Below are 17,790 nucleotides of genomic sequence, written 5' to 3'. Positions count from 1 at the left end.
TCGCCTGACGCGGCGTGTCGTTGTGAGCATGGGTTGACAGTGCGAGTATCGTCGCTTCAATGAAGTGGCAGAGGTCGTCGTGATCGACGACATCATCCCCAGATCCCCCGTCGACAGGCTCAAGCGAGACTACAGCAAGAAAGAACTTCAGGCCGAGTTCGATGCTGACCTCGTTTCGGCTGTCATCGGGATGAGCCGTGCCTTCATGGTCCGTGCGCTCGACCGGCCAGGTACCCGCCCTCGGGTATTCACACTCGCTGAAGTCCTGACGTTGCTAGACGTCGATGGCTTTCAAGAGACCTTCATTCCTCGCAGTCGCATCCCGAAGTACCTTCTTGAGTATTCGGCGACGCCACCCAGCCAGATTCCTGGGCTTCGCCGCTCGTCAAGACAGATCGGAGACGCTACGCTGTGTGTCGGGGACGCTCGGGAACTAATTCCGCGGCTCGAGGCCGGCTCGGTGCAGTGCGTAGTGACGTCGACGCCCTATTGGGGCATGCGCGTTTACGATAATGAGCGAAACATCCGTTGGGCCGACGGCGAAAGCTGCCCGTACGGCTTCGAACAGACCCCCGAAGGCTTCATTCGCCACACGATTGAGCTACTTCTGCTTTTGAAGCCAGCTATCAAATCAGAAGGATCGGTGTGGTGGAATATCATGGATACTTACAACACTCGGACGCCTATCCGTGGAAACGCTCGTGAGTGGCTGGATGCCATGGGAGAAAAATCCGGAAGCCGTAAAGGGTGGACGGAGCATAGCGCCTGTCGGCATAGCGCTGGACATATGTACCTCGATGACGCTGAACTGAGTTCCATTCCTTCGCGAATCGCAGAGCGCGCGTCGCGAATTGGCTACAAACTCAAGAGTTTCATAACTTGGCGAAAACATCCGGCAATGCCAGAGCCTGCCAAGAGCCGGGTTTCCCGGCAAGCCGAGTACATCCTGCACCTCACAATCGAGCGCACGCCATTCTTTAATAAGGAAGCATGGCAAGCTCTGGAACCAGACCTCGGCGGCCCCAACCTGCGCCATGAATCAGCAGAGAAGATCACCGATGTATGGTCTCTACCCACGTCAACGGGCAAGAATGGGCACGGCGCAGAATTTTCTTTGGCGCTCGCTGGGCGCTGCATCGCCTTGACCAGCCGAAAAGGCGATCTCATACTTGATCCATTCGTAGGCGCCGGGACAACAGCGGTCGCTGCTGTCCTAATGGGGCGCCGATGCCTAGGTTATGATATCAGTGAGAAATATATAGACGCAGCTGAGAACCGCCTTAAGGTCGCCACAAAAGACGGTCAGCTCAGTTTCGACGACACCATGGATATTGAGTCACCAAACGTTGATGCAGCAGAGACACACGCATCAACAGCGTGACCCCCTCAAGAAGCACCGAGCAGCCCTTGCGCGCCTTGGTTGCGCAGGCCTCAGCCTGGCTGGTGAACATGGTCCAATGCGGACGATGAATTGTTGCCGAACCTCCTGGTAACGCTGATCACCACCCGATAGGTGGCGCGTGTAACGACCCGGAGGGCTTATCCGTGTGAACAGCGGGGGACGGTGTGACAGACAGATGCCGCGAGGAGGACTCCTCTGGATCGCGGGGGCTGGGGATTGCGAGACCCCTTTTGCTCAAGTTCAACCGCGCGCAACCAACCCACCGTCAGACACCGCCCCTTGAAAGGATCATCTAAATCTCGGGCGGTGCCGGTTTGCAGCTGTCAGAACACAACGTTCGGTCGGGGCACACCGCAGAGGTCGCAGCCTGCCGCCCCGGGGCTGCAGGCCCCCTTGTAGCGGGTGCCCTTGAGTTCTCACCCTGATCTAGGCGGGGTCTGCGTGCTGTCCCGGGGACGACAACTCGACCATGGTCGATCAATGCTAGCCATGAGGCGTCGGAGGTCGGCGGTGACGACTCGATAGCTGGTGCCTACGCGGATGACCTTGCAGGGGAAGCGGTTCTAACGGGCTAGTTGGTAGGTGCAGGTTCGGCCGAGGCCGAGAGCTCGGGCGGCGGTCTCGATGGTGGTTGTGGTGGGGAGGGCGGCGAGTTCCTCGTGGGTCATCGGCTCGATCATCAGGCCTCCTGGATGTTTTCCACTGCGGACGTGGATGGCTGTTGCGTTCGCTGGTAGGAGGCGGTGGGAGGAGCGTCGGGTCGGTGATCGGTCTGGGGAAGTCATTGGCCGCCGCTGCTACACCGACCTCCGCGTGTGTCTCGCCTCCGGCTGTCGAGGCGGCTGCGCGTTCGCAGGTCGGAAGGGAGTGGACAGCGTTGATAGCGGATTGGGCGTCCCTGAGGGCCACACAGAGAACTTGAGTATGGTGCCTGGCCTCGGCCAGAGCCTGGCCATGGCGGCCAAGTACGTCGGTGAGGTTTTCGCCGTGGTCGTGGCCGAGGTGGCCGGCATGGACAGCGTACCCATCGCGATCGACTGTTCTACTCGAGCGAACAGCGCAGGCGCGAGATGAACCTGAAGGTCCTGGCCAGCCTGGGCGGCACCCTGCTGTGGGTGTCGAGAGAACTGCGCGGAGCGGTGCACGTTTTCAAAGCGGCCGTCCCTGTGCCGCCGGTACGCACGGACGCCCGCACCGGGCCGCAGGTTCGGGACGCGCCGGGTCGGATTGATCACGTCGCGGCGCGCCAACCTCACCGGCCCGCGCCCGTATCTCACCCGGTACAGCGCGATCATGAAGAACGCGCACCGAGGACGGGAGCGGAGACCCATGCGGAAGATCGTGATCACCGGTGTGGCGGCGGCGCTGGCGCTCGGTCTGACGGCCTGCGACGGCAACGGTCCGGCGGCGGCGCCCTCGTCACCCGCCGGCTCCGCGCCCGCGCCGAGCGACAACTCCACTCCGCGGGGCGGCACCTCCACCCCTGAGGGCTCGGGTGATTCGGGTGCCCCAGCGGTGCAGCGCACCCCGCTCGCGCAGCAAGGGGGCCAGCAGATCAAGTCGCAGTGGGGACGGCTGCGTTACATGGCGCCGGGCAAGTTCGCCGTCGGCGACGTCGTCTTCTTCACCGCCGAGGACACCGTCCTGTACGTGGCCGGGAGCACGTGCCCGGACGGCATCAGGCCGCCCGGCGCCAGCAAGTGTTCCATGGCCGGATTCGACGACTGGGTGAAGGCCGCGCCGCACAACGCCACCGTGCGCTTCTCCGGCCAGGCCGCCACCCTCATCCGGGAGACCCAGTAGCGAGTTCGTGCGGGGCGCGAGATTCACCCAGACTCGCAAGGTGGGGCCATGGCGCGTTCGCCACGTCAGCCACTTTTCCGGTGCGGCGCATGACACGTCGACCTGTGATCGCTCCGACAATGCTTTGCCCCAGGAGGGCCGGGTCCTCCCTACAGTTCTGCCCCTCTATTGAGCGGTTGGCCTGGGGTTTCCCCGGCGTCGGGGAGTGTGTGGGTAGCGCTCGGTTGTGGCGGTGGAGGCGTTCTGGCTACCGCCTGGAGGTCTGCGCCGCCGCGCACTTCTTTGAATGGCCTTGAGAAAGGGGGTTTTGAACTCAGGGCTCAAATCGTGTGGACGCCGTCGTGGCCCCCTTCCGTGACGGAGGGGGCTTTGGTGGTTCGGGTTAGTAGGGGTGGCGGGTGGGTTTGGTGGTCCAGGCTTCGTAGGCTTTTTCACCTAGTTCGGGGTGGATTTGTTCTATGTGGATGCGGCGTTGGTCCATTGGTTTTTGGAAGTCCTCGTACTGGAAGGCGTCGTCGAAGCCGATGGCGGCGGTGGCGGCCAGGTCGTTGGCGAAGTAGACCTCGTCGATGCGTGACCAGTAGATGGCGCTCATGCACATCGGGCAGGGGGCGCCGCTCACGTAGATCGTGCAGCCCTGGAGCATGCGGGCTCGTTCGCTGAGGGGGTCGGGGGAGCCTTCGGGGCGGGGGACGTATTCGAGGGTGCTCTCGTTCTGGTGCTCCTCCGAAATGGAGGGGGCTTCGGGGTTGAGGCGGGCGATCGCTTTGCGAATGGTCTCCACTTCGGCGTGCGCGGTGGGGTCGCCGGTGAGGAGTACGCGGTTCTGACCCCGGGCGACGATCTCGCCGTCCCGGGTTATCACGGCGCCGAAGGGGCCGCCCCAGCCCTGTTCGACCGACTCGACGGCCAGCCTGACGGCCTCTTCCAGGAACTCCCGCTGCCCCATGGCGCAACCTCCGCTCGGTAATTTATGGGCAATTTGTCCTGTTTGTCGCTTTGTTACTACGCTACCCCTTATGGGCGTCAGGGCAAATGACGGCTCGGCCGGGGCGACGGTGGTCACGTCCCAGAAGGTTCTGCGGGGGTGCGAGGACGACTACCGGCGCTGGCAGGAAGGGGTGAACCGGGCCGCACGGGGCTTCGACGGGTTCGAGGGGACGGAGTCGTACCCGCCGGAGTCCGGCGCGAGCAACGAGTGGGTGGTGGTGTTCCGCTTCTCCGACGTCGACCAGTTGAGCGCGTGGTTGAGGTCCGGTACGCGGCGGCGGCTTATCGAGGAGGGGCGTGGGCTGTTCGAGGAGGAGCCGGCGCAGGAGGTGCTCAGTGGTGGGGCGCGCGCGCAGGAGGCGGTGACCGCGGTGGTGTCGCATGAGGTCAGGGCTGGGCGGGAACAGGATTTTTTGGAGTGGCAGCGTAAGACGTTGAAGGCGCAGGAGAAATTTCCCGGGTTCATGGGGTCGGAGCTGTTCGAGCCTGTCGAGGGGATTCAGGATAGGTGGGTCGTTATTTTTCGTTTTGATAGTCGGGAGAATTTGGGACGGTGGATGGACTCCGAGGTTCGGAGGCGGTTGTTGGACGAGGGGGACGAGTGTTTCAGCGATTATGAGGTGCGCGAGATCCGGTCGGCGTTCAGTGGGTGGTTCCGGTTCGAGGGGGCGCGGGAGGGGGCTCCACCTAGTTGGAAGCAGGCCATGGCGGTGCTGCTTGCGTTGTATCCCACGGTCATGGTGTTGACGTTGACGGTGGATCGGGAGGTTTCCGGTCTGGGGGCGCCGTTGTATCTGGCGCTGTTCATTGGGAATGTGCTGAGTGTCTCGATTCTGACCTGGGTCATGATGCCGCTGGTGAATCGGGGATTGGCCTTCTGGCTGCCGCCCGGACGCTCGCGGCGCGTTCAGGTCGCGGGCGCGGCTTTGGTGGTGGCGTGTTACGTGCTGCTCATCGTGTTGTTCGCACTGGTCACGTGAATGGACTGCTTATGGACCTGAACGGGATCACTTCGGTGGTGGAGGCGCCCACCCGGGCGGTGCAGGCGGCGTGGCGGCCGGGGGACGCGTGGCTCGGCGGCGGGACGTGGCTGTTCTCCGAGCCGCAGCCGGACCTTGAGCGGCTCATCGATCTCCGGGGCTTCGGCTGGGAGCCGCTGCGGATCGGGCCTGGGGGTTTGGAGATCGGCGCGACGTGCACCTTCGCGAAGTTGTCGGTGGACATGCCGGCGGACTGGACGGCGGCGCCGTTGATCGACCAGTGCCGCCGGGCACTGCTGGGCTCCTTCAAGGTGTGGAACGAGGCCACGGTGGGCGGCAATCTGTGCATGTCGCTGCCCGCGGGTCCGATGATCTCCCTGACGGCGGCCCTGGAGGGCGAGTGCACGATCTGGACGACCGGCGGGGGCGAGCGGCGGGTCGCGGCGGCGGATTTCGTCACCGGGCCGGGAAGGAATGTCCTGGAGCCGGGTGAGCTGCTGCGTTCGATCATGCTGCCGGAGTGGGCGATGCGGTTCCGGACGGCGTTCCGCTGGACCTCGCTGGCGCCGCTCGGCCGTTCGGCGGCGCTGCTCATCGGCAGGTGGTCGCCTGACGACGGCTCCTTCGCGCTGACGGTGACCGCCTCGACGCCGCGTCCGGTGCTGCTGTTCTTCCGCCGGACGCCCGGGTCGAGGGAGCTTCGGGATGCCCTCGACGTCGTGATCCCCCCGGAGTCCTATTTCGACGACGTGCACGGGACGCCGGAATGGCGCCGGCACATGACGCTCCGGTTCGCCGAGGAGATCAGGGACGAGCTCGCGACGGCCGGGGGGAGGTGATCCGGATGCGGATCGAGGTCAATGGTCGGGTGTTCGATGCCGAGGCATGTCCTGGGCAGTGCCTGCGGACCTTTCTGAGGGAGCTCGGTCATTTCGGGGTGAAGAAGGGCTGCGACGCGGGCGACTGCGGCGCGTGCACCGTGCACGTGGACGGCCGGCCCGTGCACAGCTGCCTGTTTCCCGCGTTCCGCGCGGCCGGGCACCGGGTGACGACGATCGAGGGGCTGGGGCCGCATCCGCTGCAGCGCGACTTCCTGGCGGCGCAGGGTTTCCAGTGCGGCTTCTGCACCGCGGGAATGATCATGACGGTGGCCGCGCTCGATCAAGGGCAGCGGGAAGACCTCGCGCGGTCGCTCAAGGGGAACCTGTGCCGCTGCACTGGTTACCGTGCGATCGACGACGCCGTGCACGGGATCGTCCACGTGGAGGAGCCGGAGGAGGGCGATCCGTGTGGACGGAACGTACCGGCACCGGCCGGGCCAGAGATTGTTAGCGGGCAGGCCCGCTACACCCTGGACGTGGCCATGGAGGGCCTGCTCCACCTCAAGCTGCTGCGCTCGCCGCATGCGCACGCCCGGATCGTCTCTATCGACACGAGCGCCGCCCAGGCTGTCCCTGGCGTGCAGGCGGTGTTCACGCACGAGGACGCGCCGCGGCGGCTTTACTCGACCGGACGGCATCAGAACCCCGGCGACGACCCCTCCGACACGCTGCTGTTCGACGACGTCGTCCGGTTCACCGGTCAGCGGGTCGCGGCCGTCGTGGCCGAGAGCGTGGCGGCCGCCGAGGAGGGCTGCCGACGGATCGCCGTCGACTACGAGGTGCTTCCGGCCGTCCTGGATCCCGACGAGGCGATGCGGGATGGTGCGCCCGTGCTGCATGGGGACAAGGGCGCCGAGCAGCACATCGCCCGTGCGGAACGCAATATCGCGGCCGAGGTGCACGGCGGCATAGGCGATGTCGAGGCGGCGTTCGAGGAGGCCGACGTCGTCCATGAGCACACCTATGCCAGCCATCGTCTCCAGCACGCGCACCTTGAGACCCACGCATCGATCGCCTGGGTGGACGAGTCGGGCCGGCTGACGGTGCGCACGAGCAGCCAGGTGCCGTTCCTCACCAAGGACGCCCTGTGCGCGCTCTTCGACCTTCCGGAGGACGGCGTGCGCGTGGTGTGCGGCCGGGTGGGCGGCGGGTTCGGCGCCAAGCAGGAGATGCTGACCGAGGACGTCGTCGCGCTCGCGGCCCTGCGGACCGGACGTCCGGTGCAACTGGAGTTCACCCGCCAGGAGGAGTTCGAGGCGGCCGTGACCAGGCATCCGGCGACCGTGGAGGTCAAGGCGGGCGCGCGGGACGACGGCACGCTCACGGCGCTGCGGCTGCGGGTGGTCACCGACACCGGCGCGTACGGCAACCACGCGGGCGTCGTGTTCCACGCCTGCAACGAGTCGATCGGCGTGTACCGCTGCGCGAACAAGAGGGTGGACGGGTACGCCGTCTACACCAACACCGTCCCCTCCGGGGCCTACCGCGGCTACGGGCTCAGCCAGGGGATCTTCGCCGTCGAGTCGGCGATCGACGAGCTCGCCCGCGCGATCGGCATGGACCCGGTGGCCTTCCGGGAACGCAACATCATCCGTCCCGGCGACGCGATGGTGAGCTTCCAGGTCCCGTCGGCGGACGAGGCCGTGATCGGCAGCTACGGCCTGGACCAGTGCCTGGCCCGTGTCGACGAGGCCCTGGGGCGCGGCGACGGGCCCGAGGAGGAGGGCTGGTCCGTGGGCAGGGGCGTCGCGCTGGCGATGATCGACACGATTCCGCCGCGCGGGCACCGGTCCGAGGCGCGGATCCGGCTGCTGGCCGACGGCGCCTACGAGCTCGCGGTGGGCATGGCCGAGTTCGGGAACGGGACGACGACCGTGCACCGGCAGCTCGCCGCCGCCGTCCTGGGCACGACCGTCGACCGGGTCCGGATCGATCAGGCGGACACCGACAAGGTCGGCCACGACACCGGCGCGTTCGGCTCGACCGGGACGACGGTCACCGGGCTGGCCGTCGCCCGCGCGGCGGGGGCGCTGCGCGAACGCGTCGCCGCCGTCGCCGGGGACCACGCGGGCGCGGACCCGTCCACCCTCGTCTTCGACGGCGACGAGATCCGCTCCGGCGGCACCTGCCTGAAGCTCGCCACCGTCGCCGCGGCGGCGCGGCTCGGCGGCCGGGAGCTGGTCGCGGACGGCGCGTCCGACGGGGCGCCGTGTTCGGTGGCGTTCAACGTCCAGGGGTTCCGGGTCGCGGTGTGCGCCGCGACCGGGGAGATCAGGATCCTGCAGAGCGTCCACGGGGCGGACGCCGGGCGGGTCATCAATCCGATGCAGTGCCGCGGGCAGGTCGAGGGCGGTGTGGCGCAGGCGGTGGGCGCGGCGATGTACGAGTCGCTCGTCGTGGACGGGGCCGGGCGGGTCGCGACGCCGGTCTTCCGGCACTACCACGTGCCTTCGTTCGGGGACGTGCCGCGCACCGAGGTGTTCTTCGCCGACACGTCCGACGCGCTGGGCCCGCTGGGCGCCAAGTCGATGAGCGAGAGCCCGTTCAACCCGGTGGCCCCCGCGCTCGCCAACGCGGTGCGGGACGCCACCGGCATCCGCTTCGGGACGCTTCCGCTGGCGCGCGATCGCGTCCACGCGGCGTTGGAGGCCCGTGGGGCGGCCGGAGCCGCCCCACGGCAGGCGCGGCGCCGCTAGCCGGTGGTGCGTTCTTCCAGGAGGGTCTGGAGGAGGGTGCGGGACTCCTCGGGGGAGGCGGCGGACTTCTCCTCGATGGTCTCCCAGAGGTCGGTGAGATCACCCCGCGCCAGGCCGATGCCCAGAATGGTGTGGATGAGGCTGATCCGGTCGCTGATACCGGGAAATTCCAGGACGTCGAACGGGTGGGCGCGGTCCTCGTAGAACAGCGCCCCGTCGGGCACCACCCGCACCCTGGCGTCGGGGCTCTCGCCGAGTTCCAGCAGGTGGCGCAGCTGCGCGCGCATCACCTTCGGATCCTTGACGGGCAGGGTCAGGGCGTGCTCGTCGACGATCACGTCGAGGAAGCGGCGGCGGCCGCCGGCGCGGAAACGCCGGCGGTGGTCCAGCAGCTCCCACTCGGCCTCCTCGTCGCACTCCATGATCTGGACGGAGGCGACGAACCGGGCGTACTCCTCCGCCTGCGCCAGATCCGGGATCTTCTGGAAGCCGTAGGTGTGGACGACGCACGCCTCCGACTCGGAGATGAGGGCGTCGCGCGCCTCCGCCTTCATCGTGCGCCCGGCCAGCCAGGGCGGGCCGTCCGGTCGCGAGGCCAGGTCGATCATCAGCTCGGCGACCTTGGCCTCGCGGACCTCGTAGCGCTCCAGCAGCCGTTCCACCTCGGCGGGCGCCGGCGGCGCGAAGCCGGTCTCCACCCGCACCAGCCAGTCGGACTCGCAGCCCGTCCGCGCCGCGGCCTCCTCGTACGACAGCCCCACGATCTCCCGGGTGCGCTGGAGGTACAGCCCGAGACGGCGGGCGTTGATGTTCGGACCTCGGTAATCGCCGGTCATTCACGCCTCCCGCCCTCCATCTTCGGTCACGATCGCGGAGGGCGCGCGGCTTCTCACGAGATGCAGAGTCTATGTACTGGTATGTCGATTTTCTTTCCGGGACGCCGCGCGCCACGGCGACCGCCTCGATTTCCAGGAGCCGGGATTCGTCGTAGATACCGGTGATGATGATGGAGGCCGGGCCGTGGTCGCCGAGGACCTCGTGGCGGATCCGGGAATTGGCTGCGTGCGGCTACAGGGGACGCAGGACCATGATGACTTCGTCTCGGGTGCCATTCTTTCCCGGGCAGACGGACTTGGGCCATCGGCCCACTTCCCGCCAGCCGAGCCGTTCGTAGAAATGCTCCAGGCCGAGTCCGCCGCGTGCGGCGAGCTGGAGCCGTTCCAGTCGCATCTCCTCGCGGGCGATGTGGTGGAGGCGGCGCATGAGGGCCGTCCCGACGCCGCGCTTGCGGTGGGACGGCAGGGTCTGCAGGAGGTTGACGCTGCCCCAGTGCGCGATCCGGGGGTTGGGGTCGCGGCTGAGGGCGACCCACCCGGTGAGGGCGGCGCCGCAACGGGCGACGAGGAGCCGTTCGCGATGGGGGTGCAGGCGGGTGATGAGGGCGTCCATGACGGGGGCGACGTTGTGGGCGTGGACGGGCGGGAACGGGAAGCCGGCTTCGCCGTCGCCGTTGGTCACTCGGGTCCAGCAGTCGATGAGGCCCCGGCGCAGCGCCGGGGTGACGTCCGAACGGTCGGTGAGCTGGATCAGGTCGGTCATTCGGGGGCCGCCTCTCACGCTGTTGATCTGATGATCCCCGCGCGGAAGGCGTTAGAAAATGGGCGATTTGACCGTTTTCGGCTTTGGGGCCGGTGCTGTGCGCGCAACGGGACGACCCTAAGGTCAAGGGGTCGGCGGGGACACCGCGATTCGTCGTTCGGGAGGGTCAGTGAAGGCTGGGAACGCAACGGACGGCGGACCCGCCCACGCCCCGGAAGAACCCACCGTCCCCGACGGCCCCACTGCCCCAACCGCCCCAGGCGAACCCATGGGTGGGCTGGGCGGGCCCACTGTTCCGCGCATTCTGTTGGGGGCGCGGCTGCGCCGCTTCCGGGAGGCGCGGCGGATTCCCCGTTCCAGGGCCGCCCATGCCATCCGGGCCAGCGACTCCAAGATCAGCCGCATGGAGCTGGGCCGCTCCCCGTTCAAGGTGCGGGACGTGGAGGACCTGCTCACCCTGTACGGGATCACCGAGGCACGCGAGCGGGAGTCCCTGCTCCAGCTCGCCCAGGAGAGCAACAGGCCGGGATGGTGGTACGGCTACAGCGACCTGATCTCCACGGGCACCGACCACTACCTCGGCCTGGAGGTGGCCGCCTCGCTCCTCCGGGTGTACGAGCTGCAAGTCGTCCCCGAACTCCTCCAGACGAGGGACTACGCGCGGGCCGTCACCAGGCTCAGGCAGCCCCGCACCCCCGATCTGGAGGTCGAGCGCTGGGTCGACCTGCGGATCGAACGCCAGGAGCTGTTCCTGAAGGCCGGCGGCCGCAAGCTCTGGGCCCTCCTGGACGAGGCCGTCCTGCACCGCGCCTGGGGAGGCGCCGAGGTCATGCGCGGGCAGCTGGAGCGGTTGCTCGAACTGAGCGAATCGCCCGAGGTGACCCTCCAGATCGTCCCGTTCACCGCCGTGACGGCCCTCGGCGTGGGGGGCGCGTACACGGTGTTCCGCTTCGCCGAGGACGACCTGCCCGACGTCGTCCACCTGAACCAGGCGACCGGCGAGTACTACATGGACAAGCAGGAGGACGTCGACCGCTTCGTCCACGAGTGGGGCCTGCTCTCCGGAGACGCCCTCCCCCCGCACGAGAGCCAGGCCCTGCTCTACGAGACGCTCGCACGCTCGTAGCGCAGAGGCTCGCAGGTAAAGGATGCGGGGGACCGGAAGTTTCGCGGGGCGGGTGGAGTTATGCCTAGAACGGCTCTAGGGGCTAGGTCCCCTCTCTTTGGGGGCTTTCCCCGATAGCGATGAGTTCGCCGGATCGTCAGAGTCTTACTTAGCGGCAGGGGCTTGGAGACCCCCCACCGACGGAAGAAGGCACACGATGTCGCACACGCTGAGCCCCACCTCGATGAGCACCTCCGACCTGGCCCAGATCCTGTTCGCCTCCCCGCTGCAGGCATCGGGACGTCCCACGCCCGAGCAGGTCCGGGCCGCGATCGACGCGCGGTTGTGCGCCTGCGGAGGCGACCACGCGCCGTGCGCCGCGTACGTGGCGCAGGAGGCCGGCGATCACCCCGAGGCGTACACCGTCCGGATGCGCTGGGCCCTCCATGCCATCGCCCTCGCCTTTCCCGCCTACACCACCGCCGCCTAGCCCTCGTCGTACCGTGCGCAGAGGAGGCGACCCAGATGCGCTCCCGATACGCCGACAAGCCTGAAGAGTTCACCGACAGGCGCGAAGAGATCGTGCCGCGTTCGCTTGAGCAACTGCTCCTGGCCGATGACCCGCAACGCAAGGATCGGCCCCGGCGGCGCAGGCCACGCAAGACCACGGCCCGGCGGAGGCGCGTCTAGCCCCCGCGGACGCGTCGTGCGTTAGTGGCTCTTCTTGCGCTTCTTCTTCTTGGAGTCGCCGCCGGACTCCCACTCGTACCCGGGGGTGTTCTTCTCGCAGAAGCTGTCGCTGACCACGGTGTCGGTCGCGTCATGCTCACACCAGCGGTCCTGCGAGCACGAGGTCACCCCCAGCCCCGAGACGAGCACGACGGCCGCGACCAACGTGGATGAGGTCCTGGGCATGAACGATCACCCTTCCAGAACGGGGAGCGCGTGAACGGGACCGGCTGAGATTAGCCCACCCAGGCCCGGCCCCATAGGGCGCCCCTGGGAAGTCCCGGTACCGGAACGGTGAACCGACCGCGGGGACAGACCCGGATATCGGGCCGCAAACCCCGACCGGTCCCGCTTCATCGCGATCACGCAGTGTGCGGGGACCGTGGCGAACTATGCTTGCGCCGTGAGCGACAATCCGGCGCGGGAAAACGGGGGCCCGACCCCGGCGAACGAAGCGATCACCAGCGCCGATCCCGCGCCGCCGCGCCCCGTCCGGGAGTACCGCATCGCCGAGCTCGCCCGGGCCGCCGGACTCCCCGTCCGCACGCTGCGCTACTACCAGGAGCGCAGGCTGCTGCCCCCGCCGCGCCGCGCGGGCCGGATCGGGCTGTACTCCGAAGACCACCTCGCCCGCCTCCGCATGATCGCGAGCCTGCTGGAGCGCGGCCACACCCTGGAGGGCATCCGCGAGCTGCTGTCGGCCTGGGAAGAGGGCCGCGACATCGAGGCCGTGCTCGGCGTCGAGCAGGCCGTGACCACCCCCTGGTCCACCGAGACCCCCGTGACCCTGACTCTGGACGAGCTCGCCGCGCTGTTCCCCGGCCAGGTGAGCACGCGATCGGTCGAACGGGCCGTGCGCCTGGGGCACATCGAGATCGACGGCGACCGCGTCACCCACTGGAGCCGCCGCCAGCTGGAGGCCACCGTGACGCTGGTCCAGGCGGGCGTGCCGCTCGAGGAGGTGCTCTCGGCCAGCCAGGAGCTGCAACGGAGCATGGACGACCTGGCGGCCGTGTTCGTCCGGCTGATCACCAGGCATGTGGTCGCGCGGATGGCCGAGCAGGACCTCGCCGGCCTCACCGACGTGCTGGCCCGGCTGCGCCCCGGCGCCCAGGTCGCGGTGGAGGCGGGCTTCGCCCGCGCCATGGACCGCCAGGTGAGAGCCGAGATCGACCGGGTGCTCGCCCGGCTGGCCGCCCCCTCCGAGCCCAGGCGCCCCTGACCTCCGGCCTTCCGCGGTCAGCGCCGCCGAGCGGGCGTCGGCATCGAGACCGCACCGTCATACTTGAGGGCATGGTCGACGAAGAGCGCTGGAAGGCCCGGTTCCGTGCCGCGCGGGTGAGCCTGCCCGGCTGGGCCCTGGACGCCCCGCACCGCAGCACCTACCGGTCGAACGTCACCGGCACCTGGGAGATCTACGCCTGGGACCGCACGACCGGCACCCGGCGGCAGGTCACCGACCGTCCCAACGGCACGTGGATGGGCGGCGTCGACCCCACCGGTGAGTCGATCTGGTGGTTCGCCGACACTGACGGCGACGAGTTCGGCATCTGGCGGCGCACACCGTTCGGCGCCGCGGACATCGCCGGCGCCGACGGCTCGGGCAGCGATCCCGCCGTGCCGGGCCTGGAGCCGTCCTACCCGTCCGGGCTGGCCCTGGGGTCCAGCGGGCTCGCGCTCGTCGGCCGGACGACCGAGAGCGGCAACACCGTCCACCTGTGCCGTCCCGGGGCCGCCCCGGAGACGCTGTACGAGCACGCCGAGGACGCGCACGTCGCCGCCCTCTCCCGCGACGAGACCCTCGTCGCCATCGGCCACAGCGAGCACGGCGACAGCCGCCACATGGCCCTGCGCGTCGTCCGCCCCGACGGGACCGCGGTCGCCGACCTGTGGGACGGCCCCGGCAAGGGCGTGTACGGCGCCGGCTTCTCCCCCGTCGCGGGCGACCCCCGGCTGCTGGTCGGCCACGAGCGCCGCGGCCGCGACGAGCTGCTGATCTGGGACCCGGTCGCGGGCACCGAGCAGGAGATCGTCCTCGACCTGCCCGGCGAGATCGGCGCCGACTGGTACGCCGACGGCTCCGCGCTGCTGGTCTCCCACTCCCACGAGGCCCGCGACGAGCTCTACCGCTACGACCTGTCCGGCTCCGGCGCCGGCTCCCTCACCCGCATCGACACGCCCCGCGGCGTGATCGGCGGCGCCACCGCCCGCCCCGACGGGACGGTCGAGTTCTCCTGGTCGTCGGCCGCCGAACCGCCCGTCGTGCGGTCCACGTCCGGCGCCGTGGTGCTCACCCCGCCCGGCCCGACCGCCCCGCCGTCGGTGCCCGTCGAGGACGCCTGGGTGGACGGCCCCGGAGGCCGCGTCCACGCGCTGGTCAGCAGGCCGGTCGAGGGGGAGGGCCCGTTCCCGACGGTGTTCGACGTCCACGGCGGCCCGACCGCCCAGGACCAGGACTCCTTCGTCCCGGCCGCCGCCGCCTGGATCGACCACGGCTTCGCCGTCGTCCGCGTCAACTACCGGGGCTCGACCGGGTACGGCTCGCAGTGGCGGGACGCCATCGAGGGCCGCGTCGGGCTCACCGAACTGGAGGACATCAAGGCCGTCCGCGACTGGGCGGTGTCGTCCGGCCTGGCCGACCCGTCCCGCCTCGTCCTCACGGGCGGCTCCTGGGGCGGGTTCCTGACCCTGCTGGGCATCGGCACCCAGTCCGACGACTGGGCCGTGGCGGTCGCCGCCGTCCCCGTCGCCGACTACTTCGCCGCCTACGAGGACGAGATGGAGGGCCTCCAGGCCTTCGACCGCTCCCTGTTCGGCGGGTCGCCGGAGGAGGTCCCGGAGCGCTACCGCGAGTCGTCCCCGCTGACCTACATCGAGAACGTGAAGGCGCCCGTCCTGATCCTGGCCGGGGAGAACGACCCGCGCTGCCCCATCCGGCAGATCGACAACTACCTCGGCAAGCTCACCGAACTGGGCCGTCCGCACGAGGTGTACCGGTACGACGCCGGCCACGGCTCCCTGGTCGTCGAGGAGCGGATCAAGCAGATGGAGGCCGAGATGACCTTCGCCCGCAAGCACCTCGGCCTCACCTGACGTGCCGTGAGCACGACCGGCGGGCGGGGTCGCGTCAGGCGCGGACGTCGCGGATGATGTCCACCAGCTCCCGCGTCACCGACTTGAAGCCGGGCAGCCGCGACATCGCGACCATGCGGTTGACCAGCGGCACGGTGCGGTCCACCAGGAGGTAGGTCTTGCGGCAGCCGGGGGAGCTGTCGTGCACCCAGTACAGGACGATCCCCATGGAGTAGAGCCACAGCAGCTCGGGAAGCTCCTTGCGGAACTCCTCGTCGATCTTCAGGGTGGAGCCGTCCACGACCTCGCGGTAGATGGCGACGGCCGCGGTCCGCGCCGGACCCGCGTCAGCGCTGAACGGGTTGAGGGGGCTGGTGGGCTCGGCCGCGAACTTGAAGAACTTCCCGGCGAACTCGTGGTACGGCACCATCGTGTCGACCCGGGCCTTCAGCACCCCCATCAGCCGCGCCGCGAACTCCCGTTCGGTGTCGAGGACGGCCCGGCAGGCCTTGACGTGGTCCTCCTGGAGCTCGTCGTAGTAGGCCTGGATCAGCTCCTCCTTGGAGCCGAAGTAGTAGTAGGCGTTGCCGACCGAGACCCCGGCCTCCTTGGCGATCGCCCGCATCGTCGTCGCCTCGTACCCGCGCTCGCGGAAGAGCCGCAGCGCCGTCTGCACGATCAGCGCACGCGTCTGCTCCGACTTCACCGCCTTGGTCTCGGTCACGTAGGCCACCCTAAGGCGCGGAAGCTCAACTTGTTCGCGCCCCGCCCCGCCGCTCCCGGGCGCCCGAATCCCAAATGACCTCACCGGGCCGTCCCCCAGCACAACGACGTCCGAGGCCGGTCGATCGCCTTGACGACAAGTCACTGGACGTCAACGGCCGAGCAGACAACGCCAACGGCCAAGGCGACCGCCTCAACGATCAACCGTCCGCGCTGACGCCCAGGCCGCCACCCCCGCGCCCCAAGAAGTCTCGACGACCCGTCGCCAGCGCCAAAGGGCCAAACCCCGCCGCCCACCGCCGATGGCCAAGCGCCCTCGCCAACGGTAGGGCGCCTTCGCTTCAACGGTTGGGGCATCGACGACGACGGCCGTCGCCGGGGGCTCAAGGCCCCCGGCGACGGCCGGGCGCTCGTCGACGATCGGTGGCCGGCGTCAGCGGCCGGTGCCGCCGTAGACGACGGCCTCGACCTGCTCGGCGTCGAGGTCGAACGCGCGGTGGGCGGCCGCCACCGCGGTGTCGATGTCGTCCTGGGCGACCACCACCGAGATCCGGATCTCCGAGGTGGAGATCATCTCGATGTTGACGCCCGCGTCGGCGATCGCGGAGAAGAAGGACGCGGTGACGCCCGGGTGTGAGCGCATCCCGGCGCCGATCAGCGAGACCTTGCCGATCCGGTCGTCGTAGCGCAGCGACTCGAACCCGATCCGGTCCTTCACCTTGTTCAGCGCGGTGAGCGCGGTCTGCCCGTCGGTGGCCGGGAGGGTGAAGGAGATGTCGGTGCGGCCGGTGGAGGCGGCCGAGACATTCTGGACGATCATGTCGATGTTGATCTCGGCCTCGGAGAGCACCGTGAAGATCGAGGCGGCCTCGCCGACCTTGTCCGGGACGCCCACCACGGTGATCTTGGCCTCGCTGCGGTCGTGCGCGACGCCGGAGATGATCGCCTGTTCCATGTTCTGGTCCCTCTTGCCCTCGATATCGCTGCTGTCGACGACCCAGGTGCCCTCCTTCTGGCTGAAGGAGGACCGCACGTGGATCGGGATGTTGTAGCGGCGTGCGTACTCCACGCAGCGCAGGTGCAGGATCTTGGCCCCGCTGGCGGCCATCTCCAGCATCTCCTCGTAGGAGATGCGGGGGATCTGGCGCGCGGCCGGGACGATCCGCGGGTCGGCGGTGAAGACGCCGTCCACGTCGGTGTAGATCTCGCACACGTCGGCGTCCAGCGCCGCGGCCAGCGCGACCGCGGTGGTGTCGGAGCCGCCGCGCCCGAGCGTGGTGATGTCCTTGGTGCCCTGCGAGACGCCCTGGAACCCGGCCACGATGCAGATCGAGCCCTCGTCCAGGGCGGTGCGGATCCGGCCCGGCGTGACGTCGATGATCTTGGCTTTGCCGTGCGCTCCGTCGGTGATCACCCCGGCCTGGGAGCCGGTGAACGAGCGGGCCTCGTGGCCCAGGTTGGCGATGGCCATGGCCAGCAGCGCCATGGAGATCCGCTCCCCGGCGGTGAGCAGCATGTCCAGCTCACGGACCGGCGGGAGCGGGCTGACCTGCTTGGCCTTATCGATGAGGTCGTCCGTCGTGTCACCCATGGCGGAGACCACGACGACGACGTCGTTCCCCGCCTTCTTGTTCGCGACGATGCGCTGGGCGACCGCCTTGATGCGCTCGGCATCGGCGACGGAGGAGCCACCGTACTTCTGCACGACAAGAGCCACGAGTGGGCGCTCCTCGGATAGGGGTCTGGCGTACCGCGGTCGAGTCTACCGAGGTGACTCGAATGCGTTACGACCAGGTAACTCCACGACTTT

Annotated in this window: 15 protein-coding genes; 9 read left to right on the top strand and 6 right to left on the bottom strand. The window is 68.7% G+C overall.

Going from position 1 to position 17,790, the window contains the following annotated elements:
- Window positions 1-79: 79 nt before the first annotated feature.
- The gene (locus ACZ466_RS22030; RefSeq protein ID WP_464043919.1) at window positions 80-1,381 is read left to right on the top strand and encodes a DNA-methyltransferase; all 1,302 of its coding nucleotides are present in this window, start codon (window positions 80-82) and stop codon (window positions 1,379-1,381) included.
- A 1,350-nt stretch (window positions 1,382-2,731) separates the two neighbouring features.
- Complete coding sequence (locus tag ACZ466_RS22025; protein ID WP_378280660.1) at window positions 2,732-3,205, top strand: hypothetical protein; 474 nt, start codon at window positions 2,732-2,734, stop codon at window positions 3,203-3,205.
- Between the two features lie 382 nt (window positions 3,206-3,587).
- Here ACZ466_RS22025 and ACZ466_RS22020 read toward each other — a convergent pair whose 3' ends face one another.
- Window positions 3,588-4,154 (bottom strand): nucleoside deaminase, encoded by a 567-nt coding sequence (locus tag ACZ466_RS22020; protein ID WP_378280659.1) that lies wholly within the window; start codon window positions 4,152-4,154, stop codon window positions 3,588-3,590.
- A gap of 70 nt (window positions 4,155-4,224) precedes the next feature.
- Here ACZ466_RS22020 and ACZ466_RS22015 point away from each other — a divergent pair, with 70 nt between their 5' ends.
- Genes ACZ466_RS22015 through ACZ466_RS22005 form a run of 3 tightly spaced genes read left to right on the top strand, consistent with a single transcriptional unit; the run spans window position 4,225 to window position 8,752 of the window.
- On the top strand, window positions 4,225-5,175 hold the full coding sequence (locus ACZ466_RS22015; protein WP_378280658.1) for an antibiotic biosynthesis monooxygenase: 951 nt from the start codon (window positions 4,225-4,227) through the stop codon (window positions 5,173-5,175).
- A gap of 11 nt (window positions 5,176-5,186) precedes the next feature.
- Window positions 5,187-6,014 (top strand): FAD binding domain-containing protein, encoded by an 828-nt coding sequence (locus tag ACZ466_RS22010; protein ID WP_378280657.1) that lies wholly within the window; start codon window positions 5,187-5,189, stop codon window positions 6,012-6,014.
- Between the two features lie 5 nt (window positions 6,015-6,019).
- Window positions 6,020-8,752, top strand: a complete 2,733-nt coding sequence (locus tag ACZ466_RS22005; RefSeq protein WP_378280656.1) for a molybdopterin-dependent oxidoreductase — start codon at window positions 6,020-6,022, stop codon at window positions 8,750-8,752.
- Here ACZ466_RS22005 and ACZ466_RS22000 read toward each other — a convergent pair.
- The gene (locus ACZ466_RS22000) at window positions 8,749-9,588 is read right to left on the bottom strand and encodes a helix-turn-helix domain-containing protein (RefSeq protein WP_378280655.1); all 840 of its coding nucleotides are present in this window, start codon (window positions 9,586-9,588) and stop codon (window positions 8,749-8,751) included. The two genes, ACZ466_RS22005 and ACZ466_RS22000, sit on opposite strands and share 4 nt — an antisense overlap.
- Window positions 9,589-9,820: 232 nt before the next feature.
- Window positions 9,821-10,351 (bottom strand): GNAT family N-acetyltransferase, encoded by a 531-nt coding sequence (locus tag ACZ466_RS21995; protein WP_378280654.1) that lies wholly within the window; start codon window positions 10,349-10,351, stop codon window positions 9,821-9,823.
- Between the two features lie 307 nt (window positions 10,352-10,658).
- Here ACZ466_RS21995 and ACZ466_RS21990 point away from each other — a divergent pair, with 307 nt between their 5' ends.
- Window positions 10,659-11,477 carry a DUF5753 domain-containing protein gene (locus tag ACZ466_RS21990; RefSeq protein ID WP_378280653.1) on the top strand — a complete coding sequence of 273 codons (819 nt, stop codon included), beginning with the start codon at window positions 10,659-10,661 and terminating at the stop codon, window positions 11,475-11,477.
- A 196-nt stretch (window positions 11,478-11,673) separates the two neighbouring features.
- Window positions 11,674-11,946 carry a hypothetical protein gene (locus ACZ466_RS21985; protein WP_378280652.1) on the top strand — a complete coding sequence of 91 codons (273 nt, stop codon included), beginning with the start codon at window positions 11,674-11,676 and terminating at the stop codon, window positions 11,944-11,946.
- Between the two features lie 221 nt (window positions 11,947-12,167).
- Here the strand turns inward: ACZ466_RS21985 and ACZ466_RS21980 are convergent, their stop codons facing one another.
- Window positions 12,168-12,371 (bottom strand): hypothetical protein, encoded by a 204-nt coding sequence (locus ACZ466_RS21980; RefSeq protein WP_378280651.1) that lies wholly within the window; start codon window positions 12,369-12,371, stop codon window positions 12,168-12,170.
- A gap of 217 nt (window positions 12,372-12,588) precedes the next feature.
- Between ACZ466_RS21980 and ACZ466_RS21975 the strand changes: the two genes are divergently transcribed.
- Window positions 12,589-13,407: a MerR family transcriptional regulator gene (locus ACZ466_RS21975; RefSeq protein WP_378280650.1), complete on the top strand. Its 819-nt coding sequence runs from the start codon at window positions 12,589-12,591 to the stop codon at window positions 13,405-13,407.
- Window positions 13,408-13,478: 71 nt separating this feature from the next.
- The gene (locus tag ACZ466_RS21970; RefSeq protein ID WP_378280649.1) at window positions 13,479-15,278 is read left to right on the top strand and encodes a S9 family peptidase; all 1,800 of its coding nucleotides are present in this window, start codon (window positions 13,479-13,481) and stop codon (window positions 15,276-15,278) included.
- A 34-nt stretch (window positions 15,279-15,312) separates the two neighbouring features.
- Here the strand turns inward: ACZ466_RS21970 and ACZ466_RS21965 are convergent, their stop codons facing one another.
- Window positions 15,313-15,981, bottom strand: a complete 669-nt coding sequence (locus ACZ466_RS21965) for a TetR/AcrR family transcriptional regulator (protein ID WP_378280648.1) — start codon at window positions 15,979-15,981, stop codon at window positions 15,313-15,315.
- A gap of 432 nt (window positions 15,982-16,413) precedes the next feature.
- Window positions 16,414-17,697 carry an aspartate kinase gene (locus ACZ466_RS21960; RefSeq protein WP_378280647.1) on the bottom strand — a complete coding sequence of 428 codons (1,284 nt, stop codon included), beginning with the start codon at window positions 17,695-17,697 and terminating at the stop codon, window positions 16,414-16,416.
- Window positions 17,698-17,790 lie beyond the last annotated feature (93 nt).

The sequence above is a fragment of the Actinomadura rugatobispora genome (genome assembly GCF_055379765.1).
This window is presented reverse-complemented; position numbering and strand designations above follow the sequence as displayed.

Coding starts and splice junctions, on each gene's coding strand:
- ACZ466_RS22000 (WP_378280655.1), bottom strand. CDS start 9,588: ATGACCGGCGATTACCGAGGTCCGAACATCAACGCCCGCCGTCTCGGG.
- ACZ466_RS21970 (WP_378280649.1), top strand. CDS start 13,479: ATGGTCGACGAAGAGCGCTGGAAGGCCCGGTTCCGTGCCGCGCGGGTG.
- ACZ466_RS22020 (WP_378280659.1), bottom strand. CDS start 4,154: ATGGGGCAGCGGGAGTTCCTGGAAGAGGCCGTCAGGCTGGCCGTCGAG.
- ACZ466_RS21985 (WP_378280652.1), top strand. CDS start 11,674: ATGTCGCACACGCTGAGCCCCACCTCGATGAGCACCTCCGACCTGGCC.
- ACZ466_RS22005 (WP_378280656.1), top strand. CDS start 6,020: ATGCGGATCGAGGTCAATGGTCGGGTGTTCGATGCCGAGGCATGTCCT.
- ACZ466_RS22025 (WP_378280660.1), top strand. CDS start 2,732: ATGCGGAAGATCGTGATCACCGGTGTGGCGGCGGCGCTGGCGCTCGGT.
- ACZ466_RS22015 (WP_378280658.1), top strand. CDS start 4,225: ATGGGCGTCAGGGCAAATGACGGCTCGGCCGGGGCGACGGTGGTCACG.
- ACZ466_RS21995 (WP_378280654.1), bottom strand. CDS start 10,351: ATGACCGACCTGATCCAGCTCACCGACCGTTCGGACGTCACCCCGGCG.
- ACZ466_RS22010 (WP_378280657.1), top strand. CDS start 5,187: ATGGACCTGAACGGGATCACTTCGGTGGTGGAGGCGCCCACCCGGGCG.
- ACZ466_RS21980 (WP_378280651.1), bottom strand. CDS start 12,371: ATGCCCAGGACCTCATCCACGTTGGTCGCGGCCGTCGTGCTCGTCTCG.